The organism is Mycolicibacterium smegmatis (assembly GCF_001457595.1).
GTDB classification, from domain to species: Bacteria; Actinomycetota; Actinomycetes; order Mycobacteriales; family Mycobacteriaceae; genus Mycobacterium; species Mycobacterium smegmatis.
This window is the reverse complement of the sequence record NZ_LN831039.1, coordinates 1,337,883-1,350,763: the sequence shown is the minus strand read 5'-3', so window position 1 is coordinate 1,350,763 and position 12,881 is coordinate 1,337,883. Positions and strand designations below refer to the sequence as shown.

The 12,881-nt window shown below is 63.3% G+C and carries 9 protein-coding genes, 1 pseudogene and 1 riboswitch; of the genes and pseudogenes, 8 read left to right on the top strand and 2 right to left on the bottom strand.

Annotated features, from left to right (window positions below; all coding sequences use genetic code 11):
- Positions 1-3: 3 nt before the first annotated feature.
- The 3 genes from AT701_RS06280 to AT701_RS06270 all read left to right on the top strand — a co-directional run bounded on the left by AT701_RS06280 (position 4) and on the right by AT701_RS06270 (position 3,441).
- Positions 4-1,746, top strand: a complete 1,743-nt coding sequence (locus AT701_RS06280) for a hypothetical protein (protein ID WP_058125444.1) — start codon at positions 4-6, stop codon at positions 1,744-1,746.
- A complete protein-coding gene (locus tag AT701_RS06275; RefSeq protein ID WP_058125443.1) occupies positions 1,743-2,096 on the top strand; it encodes a DUF6086 family protein in 354 nt (117 codons plus the stop codon). The genes AT701_RS06280 and AT701_RS06275 overlap by 4 nt, the downstream gene beginning before the upstream one ends.
- Before the next feature lie 643 nt (positions 2,097-2,739).
- Positions 2,740-3,441: a plasmid pRiA4b ORF-3 family protein gene (locus AT701_RS06270; protein WP_011726740.1), complete on the top strand. Its 702-nt coding sequence runs from the start codon at positions 2,740-2,742 to the stop codon at positions 3,439-3,441.
- Positions 3,442-3,448: 7 nt separating this feature from the next.
- Here AT701_RS06270 and AT701_RS06265 read toward each other — a convergent pair whose 3' ends face one another.
- Entirely contained in the window at positions 3,449-4,771 is a 1,323-nt protein-coding gene (locus AT701_RS06265) for an ISL3-like element IS1096 family transposase (RefSeq protein ID WP_011726739.1), read from the bottom strand.
- Positions 4,772-5,240: 469 nt separating this feature from the next.
- Here AT701_RS06265 and AT701_RS06260 point away from each other — a divergent pair, with 469 nt between their 5' ends.
- From AT701_RS06260 to AT701_RS06245, 4 genes are all read left to right on the top strand, one after another.
- Entirely contained in the window at positions 5,241-6,749 is a 1,509-nt protein-coding gene (locus tag AT701_RS06260) for a site-specific integrase (protein WP_058125442.1), read from the top strand.
- A 65-nt stretch (positions 6,750-6,814) separates the two neighbouring features.
- Positions 6,815-8,530: a hypothetical protein gene (locus tag AT701_RS34040; protein ID WP_223495391.1), complete on the top strand. Its 1,716-nt coding sequence runs from the start codon at positions 6,815-6,817 to the stop codon at positions 8,528-8,530.
- The gene (locus AT701_RS06250) at positions 8,527-10,701 is read left to right on the top strand and encodes an integrase (protein ID WP_014878713.1); all 2,175 of its coding nucleotides are present in this window, start codon (positions 8,527-8,529) and stop codon (positions 10,699-10,701) included. The genes AT701_RS34040 and AT701_RS06250 overlap by 4 nt, the downstream gene beginning before the upstream one ends.
- Complete coding sequence (locus AT701_RS06245) at positions 10,664-11,080, top strand: hypothetical protein (protein ID WP_058125441.1); 417 nt, start codon at positions 10,664-10,666, stop codon at positions 11,078-11,080. Before AT701_RS06250 ends, AT701_RS06245 begins: the two co-directional genes overlap by 38 nt.
- Before the next feature lie 11 nt (positions 11,081-11,091).
- On the opposite strand, the pseudogene AT701_RS36105 reads toward AT701_RS06245, so the two are convergent.
- Positions 11,092-11,442: pseudogene (locus AT701_RS36105) on the bottom strand (transposase); the annotation flags it as partial.
- A gap of 212 nt (positions 11,443-11,654) precedes the next feature.
- Positions 11,655-11,836, top strand: a riboswitch (cobalamin riboswitch).
- 152 nt (positions 11,837-11,988) lie between these two features.
- Here AT701_RS36105 and AT701_RS06235 point away from each other — a divergent pair.
- On the top strand, positions 11,989-12,879 hold the full coding sequence (locus tag AT701_RS06235; protein ID WP_011731428.1) for a 5,10-methylenetetrahydrofolate reductase: 891 nt from the start codon (positions 11,989-11,991) through the stop codon (positions 12,877-12,879).
- Positions 12,880-12,881: the final 2 nt, after the last annotated feature.

The following is a 12,881-nucleotide window of genomic DNA, read 5'->3' as shown; positions in this document are numbered from 1 at the left end:
CCCGTGGTCTCGATTCCGGACATCGAGCAGTGGGACGTCGGCCTTCTTCAACAGGTGAAAGACAGTGTGCTCAATGCCGGTCATAGCCTCCGGCGGCTAGGCGACGGCCTCGATGCCACCAAGAAGAGCTTGGACGATTGGCATGGAGACGCGGCCGAGGCGTGGCGTACTGAACATGGCAAAGCGATGGTCGAAGTCGACCAACAGCATCGTGAAACAACCGCAGTCGCGGGCATCATTGATACCGCGATCAAAGACGTGCGTTGGTGTATCAACGAACTGGCAGCCGCGCGCGCCGAGCCCGAGTCATTGGGTATGCAGATACAGCCGAATGGCTCGGTGGTGGATCCTCAAGCCGCGGACGTTACCGACGAAGACGAAGCCGCACAACGAGAACGGGTGCGGGCGACCGCCGAGGAGCGGCTCAAAGCTCTACTTGTCAAAGCCACTGCCACCGATGTCGAGATAGGGAACGCGCTGCGGGTTGCGGTCGCCGACAAACCAATCCAGGTACCCGATGGTGCGCCGCACACAGATCCCACCGTTCTGCTCGAAGAGCTCCAAGAGGCGACCAACCAGGCCGTCATCGACCAGATGACCAAAATTCGCGGCATACAGAAGCAGCTCGATGAGGCGATGAGCGCCGCGTATACAGGTGGGGCCGGCAGCCCTGCATTCGAAAAGGTCCGCAAGCTGAAAGCTGAACTGGCCACCGCCCTCAACGACCTGGGGAACATTCCCGACTACTCGAACATCGACCCGAAGTCCGTGACGGTATCTCCGGACGGACACTTCCTGATCAACGGCGTCGACAAGGGTGTGCCCTTCCAAATCTATGGACAACTGAAGAACGGCACGGGCGAGTTCTTCGACCAGGCGAAAGGCACCTCCTACAGCTTCAAAGACGGGAAACTGGTCTCCACCAACACACCGGACCCTGGCCGCGTCACCCCAGATGATGAACTTCTTTTCAACGCTGTCACCCTCGCGGTCGGAGCACCCGAGGCGGCGGCCATGGTCAAAGGAGGCGGCGAAGCCGCCATCCACGGCTTGAAAACCCTACTCGGCCGCGAGGCCTTCGAAGGCGCCGCTGGACTCACAGGTGAAAACGTTCTCCCGAAAGCCCTTGCCGCAGCAGAAGCTCGGGCCGACGATGCAGCAGCAAACCTTGCCGGCCATCACCCACCGCCCACCCTTGATCGTCCTGGGACAGCGCCGGTCGACCATCCGACACCCACATCGTCCGAACATCCGCAGTCGTCGGGTCCCGCCACCGAGTCCCCAGCACGCCTCGAGCACGCTGACAGCGTTCCCACTCCCGATCATCACTCGCCGCCCACGGTCGATGGTGATGTGTCCTTCCCCGATTCGTCCCGGCCAATGTTGGGAAGCGATGACAGATACCACATCCCAGATGGAGCGACGGAAATACAGAGCGACAAGCCCGGTGACCTAGGAAGAACGATCACCGACATCGACCGCGTTGAAAATGGGGTTCTGTGGGAAGAAAAGTCTGCAACGTCCGCAGGGAACCCCGAACAGTGGGTAAATAAACAATTCGTGAACAAGATAGAGAAATATATCGAATCTCAACAATTCATCGTCGGCCTAGAAAACGCGCCGATCGGAATCAGATTTACCAACCCAGGCGTGGATCCTGCGCTAAGGGCTGCAGTTGAGCAGGCTGCAGCCGAACTCAGAGCGAAGCACCCGGGCGTAACAATTCTGATAGATTGGACCTCGTGAGCTACGTCTTCGACGTCGGTGATGACACCGTGTGGAGTCCCGCTTTACGCGTCGGCGATCTATACGTGCGGTTCCTCACTCAACTCGGCGATCACTTCGGCCTCCCCACTGGACTAAGCGCGATGGCTTCGGATTACTACTACATTGACCCCGCCACCTTCGAGACGTTTGTGCGGAAAGTTTTCGAGGAGAATTTCCGCAGCTCCCATCAGGTAGGGCGCGCAATGGTGGAGTCCGTACTCGCACCGTCGATCGTTATCCTTGACCGTATCAACCGACCGGTCTCGGCCAGCACGCCCGAGCAACGTGAATTTCTGGAAAAAGCGCGCGCCTTATCGATGGCACGTTAAATTGCACCACCGCAACCTGACAAGTGAGACGCTGACAACCAGCGCTGCCATTACACAAATGTCGCCCCTCGAACTCTACCTGTAGCACGTACGCTCGACGAATGCCAACGCTTGAACAGCTATTCACATCGTCCCCCGGGAATCCAACCGTTGGCGACGCTCATGCAGTCAACCCATTTGCCGACCAGGACGCACTGACCGAGGCGCAAGTAATAGAAATCCGCTACAGCGGTATAGCATCGACGCTCGGGGTCCTATTAGAGATGCGTCTCGCCGACCAGATCAGGACGACCAGCACGGCCCTGATAGTTGCTGCAAGCGTGAGCATTTACTCCTGGCAACAGACTGACCGCAACCACGGTCGTACGGCATGGACGATTATCCGCTCGACCCCAAAGCGAACACCGTCAGGGCTCACTCTCGAATTGGTGACATCGCCAAGCGCATTATTGTCGTTCACTGCCCATCAGGCATCTTTCTACTCTCTACTGGTGGATAGCCTCGAAAAGTCAGCGCCTCCCGATTATGGGCTCTTCGCACTTGACGGTGTAGAGACGATCAGCTGCTTTCGCGCTGTGATCGAGGGGTCTGGTTGGCTTGGGGTGTGCCGGAGAAGAAGCGGAAGAGCAAGAGGAAGAGCGGAGTGTCCGGGGGCAGTGTGGACCTGGCGTTGCTGCAGAAGCTAATGGCCGACGCTGGTCGGAACGTGTTCGCGGGAATGTTCGATGAGCCGACGCCCGAGGTGCGGGCGGTGCCGGATCGTGCGCGGGGCTTCCGGGTGCGCGTCGACCTGATGTACGCCAAGCCGCCGATCTGGCGTCGGCTGGACCTGCCGGGCGACCTCATGCTCGATGAGCTCCATGTTGTGCTGCAGGTCGTTATGGGCTGGCAGGACAGTCATCTGCATAAGTTCGGTGTCGGGGCGGACCGGCGGACCCGTGCCTACTTCGTCACCGGGTTTGATCTCAGCGAAGGCGACGACGGTGTCGTCGAGGACAGCGTGCGCCTCGATCAGGTGGTGTCCGATAAGGGCGAGCGGTTGTTCTACGATTACGACTTCGGCGACGGATGGGACCACGTGCTCGTGGTCGAAGACGTTTTCGATGATCCGCCCCCGGCTGCGGTGTGTCTGACGGGAAAGATGGCCTGTCCGCCGGAGGACTGTGGTGGCCTGGGCGGCTATGAGGAGTTGGCTGCGTGGGTTCGCGGCGGGTACGACCCGCGGGAAACGCCGATGGGACTCGGTGCGCAGGAGATGAGGGACTGGCTGCCCCGGGGCTGGCACCCCGACCGTTTCTCGGTGGCCGAGACCAATGACGCTCTGGCCGCGTTGAACACGCGTTGAGGATTCTTCACCGCCGAGGTTGACGGAGCTGGGTTCGGAAGCCTCCGGTCTCGAGCAGGGACCGGGCGATGTAGTTGGTGAGGTTGCGGAAGCCCAGGGCGGATCCGCGCAGGTGTTCGAGGCGGCCGTTGATCGCTTCGGTCGGCCCGTTGGAGGTGCCGGGGCGGTCGAAGTAGGCCAGGACGTCGGCGGCACGCTTCTTCAGTGTCCGCCCGAGGGTGATCAGCTCGGTCAGCGACGTGGGGACGCCTGTGCTCAGCGTGGTGATCAGTGCAGCCATCATGGTGCGGCCCTTGGTGCGGTCTGGTTCGCGGTAGGCGGCCACGGTGCGTTGATACATCGCCCAGGTGGCCTCGATCTCGGCGTGCGCGTTGGCGGCGAACAGTGCGGCCAGTCGGGCTTTCTGGCGGTCGGTGAGCAGGTCGGCCCCGGTGTGCAGGGTGCGTCGCGATCGGTAGAGCGGGTCGGTGCTGCGGCCGCGGTGCCCGCAGGTGGCCAGCTGCACGCGGCGTCGGCACTCGTCGAGGGCGTTGCCGGCCAGGCGGACCACGTGGAAGGGGTCCATCACCGTGGCCGCGTCAGGCAGTTCTTCGGTGGCGGCGGTCTTGAACCCGGAGAACCCGTCCATGGCAACAACGTCCACACGATCACGCCACTCCTGTGGCCGCTGTGCCAGCCAGTCGGCGAACGCCTTCTTGGAGCGGCCCTCCACCATGTCGAGCAGCCGTGCGGGGCCGGTCCCGTCACGCACGGGCGTGAGATCGATGATGACGGTGACGTACTTGTCGCCGCGGCGAGTGTGCCGCCACACGTGCTCATCGACGCCGATCACCGCGACGCCATCGAACCGGGCCGGATCGGCGATGAGCACCCGCTGACCTTCGGCGAGCACGGCGTTGTTGGCAGTGTTCCACGACACCGCAAGCGCCTCGGCGACCCGGGCCACCGACAGGTGTTGGCAGACAAGGGCTTCCAGCGCCCACCGCAGAGCACGCCGGGACAGCCTGGCCCGCGGTTCGGCTGCGGCGCTGGCATCCTGGCGCCACACATGAGCGCAGCCGGCGCAACGGTAACGGCGGATCGTGACCAGCAAAGCCGTGGGTCGCCACCCGAACGGTTCATGAGCCAACGTGCGAGTCACGCTGTCACGTACAACGCCTTCTTCGCCGCAGCGGCGGCACCACCGATCCTCATCGGCGACCCGGCACGCCAGCACGGCCCGATCAGGGTCGAGGCGTTGGCCGGTCACCTCCAACCCGAGCTCGTCGAGGCGGCAGAAAGTCGTCAGGTCAGCGCAGGCGAAGCCCGCCCGACCGGTAGCGTCAGGCACGTCGAGGTCTTTCAGATGGATGGCGTAGGAACCTCCATCATCGGAAGACCTCGACCCCTATCCCGGCACCGACGCGCCGACGACCTCTACACCCTCAACTGCGAAGAGCCCGATTATGTCGATCAGACCATGCCAGAAATCCTGAGCGCTGTTCCACGGTGGAGTTCCGAAGTCCAGGTTGCTCAGGCCAGCCACTTCCTCTGAATCCATTGAACCGGGCGATCGACGAACAAGGAATGAACGGAGAGCACTTTGTCACCGCCGGCCGAATCCACTGACGCCCAGCGCAAGTTCGCGCGAGACGTACTTCGAAATCTCTTGCGCCATATTGAAACACGCAACCTTGACGGCTTCCGAACCTTCCTCGTCTCACACCCCCGTTCACTGCCCGACAGGGCGTGTCGAGGGCGTTCAAGATGTGGCATCGGTAATGATGGGATCGTTGCCCGCGCGGTGAGAGGGATCCGTAATGGCTGGTGAATCTGCTGCCGGTTGGTCTCTGCACTTCTATGACTTCCAGCGCCGTTTCGTCTCGGTGGACGATGTGGTGCCCGGGTTGGGTGACATTGCGGACTGGGCGAAGCGCAATGGTGCGCGTGATGGCACACCGTTCTTTCTTGATCCGTGGGGCCGTGCGGATGCTGTGGTGAACGCCTATTGGCGCGATCCGGTGTTAAGACGGCGAGCAACGGCGACGGTGCGCCGGTACGCCTTGTCGTTGAAGGTCTGGCTGGATTTCTTGCACGCGGTGGATGTTCGGTGGGACCACGCGTCGCGATCGGAGTTCGCTGCGTTCAAGGAGTGGCGACTGTCGGCGCGGGAGAATCCCCAGTGTGTGAGTGCTGCCAGCTTCTGCGTTGATCGGTCGGCGATCCGCGGGTTCTATTTGTGGGCGGCCGAGCATCAGGGAGTTGAGAACCCGGTTCGAGCACGGGCGATAGCCACGTCATGGGCGGGTGGGCAGCGTGTGACTTTGGAGAGCACCCCGTCGGGGATGCGCAGGTCAGACGTGAAATGGCTTACTCCACAAGCATTTCGACTGTGGCGCAACCTAGGTTTGCGTGGCTTCACCGGGGCTGGTATGCCGCACCCTGATTGGCGGGGATCGACCGAGGATCGTGATACCGCATTCGTCGACGGCTTGTTCGGGACCGGTTTGCGCATCGGTGAGTGGTCCAGTGTGTTGACGAGCGAGGTGCCGACACCGGGCTCGGAGGGCCTGACGCGTTCGCGTGTTGCGTCCGCCTGCGCCAAAGGTGGTAGCGGACGAACCTTCTGGATGCGACACCGCGTCTCTCAACAGGTTGATTTCTATCTGCACGAGGGCAGTCGTATTGCGACCGTCGCCCGTGCGCAGGCGGCGGGTCGCTACGAGCAGGTGGTGGATAGCTGGATCGTTGAACGGGTTCGCAGCGACAGACGATTGGACGTTGTCGATGAAGAGGGTTCGCGGCGCGTGGTGAGTTTGGATGCGCTCGATCCGCTGTTGCGGATGAAGATGTTTCGCCGGGTGCGTGGTGGATTGGAGCCGATGTGGTTGTGGCTCAACCATGACGGGACGCCCCGCCCGAAGCACGCGTGGTACAAGACTTTTGACAGGGCGAACGCGAGAGTCGCAGGGGCATTGACGCACGAGCACGGTGCTCCGCTGTGGTGTCGTCCCCACATGTTGAGGCATTCCTTCGCGCTGCGCTGGTACTGCATCGCGACGTTCGTGGCGTGGCGCCGCACCGGCATGTTGACCGCACAGGAGCAGCGAGACTTCCGCAATCAGCTCGGCGATGTGTGGTTCCTGCTGGCCACCTTGTTGGGGCATCGCAGCGCTGAGGTGACCCGGAATGTGTATCTGGAGCCCTTTCAAGCATTGCAGGTCGAGGAACTTGTCGCATTGATGGATGCCGATGATCGGCAATCCCTGGAGCGTCTCGTTGCCACGGTCGGCGTTGGTGAGCCGCGTGTGTTGACAGGGCATCGGTGACGGGTCGACCTGCGGCGCAGCCGGATCCAGCGTGGCGTCCCGTATCGCGGCGCCGCGGTCTGATCGTGAGGTTTGTCAGCGAGGACGGAGGGGTTTGGAAGGATTTCGATTTCGGTCGCCTCCCGGGTAACGGCGGCGTGTGTCACGATTTTGCGGTCGCGTTCGAGGAAGCTACCGGGGTGTTGGGAGTGTCCAAGCGGGTGCGGGGCGCTGGTGCGTTGTGGCAGGCCGCCCGGCACGCGTGCTGTTGGCTGGACGAGAACCGCCCGGGGATCGAGGGACTGGCCGCGCTGTCTGTCGCTGATGCCGGGTTGCTGGCCATGTCCTGTCGAGTGCCCAGTGGACCGGGTCCCGCGCCGGCGCTCAAGACGTTGCTGCGGTGCAGTCCTGTCGTCTCCGAGCAGGTCTGTCATGGATTCGCGCGGGTGCGCCATAAAAGGAATCTTTCAGCGCGACAACCATATTCGGCTGACGAGTTTCGCCGGATCAATGTGGTGGCGCGGGCAATCGTTCGGCGGGCGCGAAGTCGGCTGCGGATGCATTGGGAGATGGTTGCCGATTTTCGCGGCGGTCGGTTCGATCATCTCCCCACAGCCGATCCGCGTCGCAGTCTGGCCGAAGTGCTCGATCACTGCGCCCGGGAAGGTGACTTTCCGCGCACCGCGTCGGGTGCCAGGGCGTACGTGACACGCCGGGCGGTCAGGTCTGCCGGCGGGTGTCGGTTGTTGCCGTTGCTGCATGTGACACCGGGTGAGGCGTGGGCGTTCGGTGTGCTGCTGGCCGGGCTGACCGGCCTAAACCTCTCGACGCTGGACGCACTGCCGGCCCCACACCGATCCGCGAGCAGCCCGGACGAACCCGGCATCGTCTTCGTCCACGCTGACAAAGCCCGCCGCGGCCGGCGATCGGTGATGACGGTGCCGGTGACAGCGCTGCGCCCAGAGCTTCGGCCACTCGGGGGCGACCATCAGCGCGCCGCGGTGCTCAATACGTCGCTCACGACGGCGTACGGGGTGTTCATGTTGTTGCTGGAGCTGACCGAGCCGGCTCGCGCGCTGACCGGTAGCCGGCAGGCTTTTGTCTATTACAGCGCCCAGCCCGACGCGGTGGAAGGCAAACGCTTCGGCTACGGCATCAGCAGCACCGCCAGTGGTGTCGACGCACGGCGACGGTGGATGGCGCCGTGGCTGACCGGGGATACCGAAGGTGATCAGCTGCTGATGGGGATCAGCATGGACCGGTTACGTAAAACGTATCTGGAACGGGTCCGTATGCCGACAGCGCACACGCCAGCGACGTTAGCGGGCTATCTGGGCCGGATGGATTCGGTGCGCACCGAGGGGTTTCACATCGTGGCCGAGGCGCTCAATGCCCAGGTCGCCCAAGCATTGTACCGCCGCTCGATGACCGTACATTCCAGCATCGAGGACAACGGTTCTGGCCAGGATGCCGTTTTGGGGAGCTGTGCTGATTTCGAGCATTCCCCGGTCGACGGAAGACGCTGCCGCGCGTCGTTTCTGGCATGTCTGGACTGCAGCAACGCCCGCGCGTTTCCGCGGCACCTGCCCATTCAGCTGGTAGTCGCCGACCGGCTTCGTGACCTGCGCACCGAGATGCCGATCGCGCAGTGGATCACCGAGTATGCCGGTCCACTGGCGCAGCTGGAGGACATCTTCGCCGAGTACGAACCGGCCCAGCTGGATGCGGCGCGCGGCCAGATCGCTCAGCGCGATCACCGCACCGCAACGCTGTTGCTGTCGGGAAACTTGGAAGCACCGTGACGCGAGCGGCCAGAATTCCCGACACGGTGGCCGGTGTCCACCTCACCCCGGACACCGAGGTGCTACTCAACCGCCCGCTGTTCATCCCTGCAACCAGGTGCCGATTCGGCGACCCGGTATGGGATCTGTCCGCGGCCATCCAGGACCGCCACAGCGCCGGACAAGCTGTGCATTGGGGTCGATTTCCGGAGCCGTTTCGCCAGGCCTGCAAGCTCTACCTGTTCGCTTTGCTCAACATCGTTGACAACGCGCCCCGTCTGGATGCGTCGCGTTCGCCGTACCCGCATGTCAAGACGATTCTGGGTGAATTGGTGCCGCTGCGTCGGTTCACCAGGTGGCTCGTAGAGCGGGAGGTACTTTCCTTCAGTCACGTCAGCATCGACCACCTCGACAGCTATCTGCTCCACGTCACCGACGCACCCGGGGTCAGCGCCGGCACTCAACGCCGATCGCTGCAGGCAGTCAAGCGGCTCCACCTGTACCGGGACGTCCTTCCAACGCAATGTCGGCTTCCGGCCGCCACACTGTGGGGCAGGGCCAGCGCGCGAGGACTCGCTCAGTACGAGTCCTCCTGGGGTAAGCCGAACACCACAGCTCGCATTGATCCCGATGTCATGGAGCCACTGCTCTCGGCGGCCCTGGCCGTCAGCACCACTGTCGCCGCCGATCTGCTTCCTGCCGCACGCAACCTCCTCGCGATGCGCGCGTTGGCGCATCGCATCGCACCGGATATCCGCCGCGCTCGCACCAGCACGGTGTCGCTGCACGACACCACCACCGCACAGCTCGACAGTCTGCTGACCGCCCTGGCCCACCGCGGCGACCCGCTTCCGGGTGTCAGCACCGGCGAGAGCACCTCGGTCGATCTCACGGGCCTGGCGGTGGCGGGATGGCTCAACCACACCGAACTCACACGCATGAACGACACGGCGAGCATGCTGGCCGCCCACGCACTGCCTATCGAGGCAGACATGGTCCGCACGACCACGTTCAGCACGATCGGCACGCGCCGATGGCGGCACAGCCCTATCGAGGCCCCAGAAATCGTCGAACACCTTCGCTACATCACCACCGCTTGCTTTCTGGTGATCGCCTACCTGTCCGGTGTCCGGACCGGGGAAGCCCTCAACCTGCGTCGCGGATGCATCACCCGAGACCCGCAGCTGGGTTTGACGTTCATGTCCGGCCACCAGCTCAAGACAGGTGAGCGGCGTGGGGACCGATCACCGGCCACGATCCCGTGGGTGGTAACCGAGGAAACCGCCCACGCGGTCAGTGTTCTCGAACAGATCACCGGCGGCGATCTGCTCTTCCCCGGATTCCAGTGGTGCTCTCAGGAACAGTTCCTCTACGGATCCCACCGGACGAGGACACCCGGGTCGATCAACACCGACATCACCCGTTTCATCGATTGGTTCAACCGCGCCGTCGCCCCCGCCGTCGATCACCCGCTGATTCCCGACGACCCGCAGGGCGCCATTCAGGTGCCGCGCTTGCGGCGCACACTGGCCTGGCACATCGTCCGCCGACCCGGCGGAACCATCGCCGGCGCAACGCAATACGGTCACCTGCACACACAGATCATCCAAGGTTACGCTGGCGGAGCAGACGCAGGATTTCTCGACGAGATCACCTTCGAACAGTTCCTGCACCGCGCCGAAACCCTCCACGATGACGCCCACCGACTCAAGCGCGGCGAACACGTCTCCGGCCCCGCAGCCGACGAATACAAGGCCCGCGTCGGCCGCGCGAACACTTTCGCCGGCCTAACCGTCACCACCACCAGCCAGGTCAACACCGCGATGGCCAACCCGGATCTGCAGATCCACCACGGCGCGCTGGTCAGCTGTGTATTTCGCCCCGCCACTGCAGCGTGCCTGCCACACACCGACGACGTGACCGGACCCGTCTGGAGCCGCTGCCGTCTCGACTGCACCAACGCCGCCCGCACCGATCGCGACGTCGCGAACCTGCGCGCCCATGCCGACACGCTCACACACGACCTCAACAGCCTGACCCTGCCCGAACCGCTACGACAACGCATCCGTGCACGGCTCACCGAGCACGAAAAGGCACTCGACGCACACGAATCCAGCCGACCAGCAACACCCACCCGGACAGGACACCAGCAACATGACCGTGCCGCCGCCGCGCACCACCAGAACCGATGACGAGCGCCAGCTCGTACTGGCCGCGATGAGCCGAATCCGGGACAACACCGCCCAACACGGCAACGGCGCCCACACCGTTGTCGCGTTGGCCAGCGAATCAGGGATACCCCGACAACGACTCTACGAACACCACGCCGACCTGCTCAACGAGTTCAAAGCCGCCGCCGCAACCGGACCTGTTGCCACGAATGCCCTTGCCCTGCTACGTCAACTCGCCCAGGCACGCGAGCACAATCACCAACTCGCCGCCGAAAACACAGAACTACGTGCCAAGATCCGGACACTGTCGGCAGCGATCGCGGAACTCACTCACCAAGGAGCCGAAGCCACGCATGTCGTTGTCCCGATGCCGCGACGCCACCCGGGACTATCGCGTTAGCGCGACAGTCCCTCAACCCCGGACAGTTGGTGCTGGCGTTTCTTGACGATCTGGGGCTCGAACGTGGATGCCCCTGGGAGTGTCTGAACAACGGTGGATCTGATCTTGGTCTGACACGCCGAGTTCGACCGAGCCGGTGGTGACGGTAAGTACGGCGTGGTGTGGGTGCCGTCGCGAACGTTGCCCGACCCCGCCCTGGGCGGGTCGGCTTCTCATAACCGAGGTGCTCGGTCATCTCCTCATTGAGCGCGGTCTCAAGGACTGTCTTGGTTAACTGCTTGCAGCCCGTCGGGTCCGGTCAGCGACAGGCCCTGTTCTCGTGCCAGTCGGACCCGCTCGACGCAGCCTGCTGCTCGGCGGACTACTCGGCCTTCTTCTTGGTCACATCTTCCAGTGTCGTCATCACGGCCCCTTTACCGCCGAGCATCGCTCGGCGTGTCAGTCCAGGAAACACCGTCAAATGCGAGGTCCGGCGAATCGCGGCAGCGGTGATCTTCTCGCGATGTAGGGCATAGCAGCTGCGGTTGTGGGCCTCCCGCACGGTCTGGTCAGCAGTAGGGCGCATCGGTCGGCTATTGTTGTGGCGCTGGTCGGCCCGACCGGCCCGATGAGTAGGTAGGAAGCCGGTGTGAATCCGGCATGGTCCCGCCACTGTGACTGGGGAGCGAACCCCACATCGACCACGGCTTGACGGCTGGAAGGTCGGGGTGAGCACTGATCCAGAAGTCAGGATACTGCTCTCATTGGCCCTCTTGCTGGGACGTGGACATCCCGGATGGAGTCGATGCAGTGATGTGCCTGTGCGTCTGGCGACGCGGCATCTTGAGCGTGCCACCCGATAGCCCTGATGCGGCCGACACCGCGGAACAGGGATCCGCTATGCCGCCCGCTGAGTCCAGGGGTGCCTGATGACTCTCAATACTGTTGCCCTGGAACTTGTCCCATCGAATCTGGACCTCGGCACGGCACATGCGCTCGCGGAGTTGCAGAAGGTGCGCAAGTTGGCAGTTGATGCCGGTCTCGATGGACGCATCCGCCACATCATGATCCCCGGGATGATCGAGGAGGATGACGGCCGTCCCGTCGAGATGAAACCAAAGCTCGACGTTCTCGACTACTGGGAGTTGGTCCAGCGCGAACTTCCGGACGTGCGTGGGCTGTGCACCCAGGTCACGTCGTTTCTCGGTGAGCGCTCGCTGCGTCGGCGGTTGACCGCGTTGATTCAGCACGGGTTCGAGGGGATCGCGTTTGTCGGGGTTCCGCGCACCATGACCGACGGTGAGGGCGCAGGAGTCGCACCGACCGACGCGCTGTCGACCTTTTCCCATCTGGTGAAACACCGCGGCGTGATCCTGATCCCGACCAGGGACGACGAACTGAGCCGATTCGGGTTCAAGTGCAAAGAGGGCGCCACCTTCGGGATGACCCAGCTGCTGTACTCCGACGCGATCGTCAACTTCCTCACCGAGTTCTCGCGCAACACCGACCACCGCCCGGAGATCCTTTTGTCGTTCGGTTTCGTCCCGAAGATGGAATCCGAAGTCGGCCTGATCGACTGGCTCATCCAGGACCCCGACAACGGGGCTGTCGCGACTGAACAACAGTTCGTGCGGCGGTTGGCTGCGAGCGAGCCCGCGCAGAAGCGCGCCCAGATGCTGGACCTCTACAAGCGCGTGATCGACGGCGTAATCGATCTCGGTTTTCCAGTCAGCCTGCATTTCGAGGCCCCCTACGGGGTCTCCGCTCCGGCGTTCGAGACCTTCGCCGCGATGCTCGACTACTGGGCACCGGACCGCTGAAC

Excerpts from the sequence above, each read along its gene's own strand:
- AT701_RS06260 (WP_058125442.1), top strand. The coding sequence starts at position 5,241 with ATGGCTGGTGAATCTGCTGCCGGTTGGTCTCTGCACTTCTATGACTTC.
- AT701_RS06245 (WP_058125441.1), top strand. The coding sequence starts at position 10,664 with ATGACCGTGCCGCCGCCGCGCACCACCAGAACCGATGACGAGCGCCAG.
- AT701_RS06235 (WP_011731428.1), top strand. The coding sequence starts at position 11,989 with ATGACTCTCAATACTGTTGCCCTGGAACTTGTCCCATCGAATCTGGAC.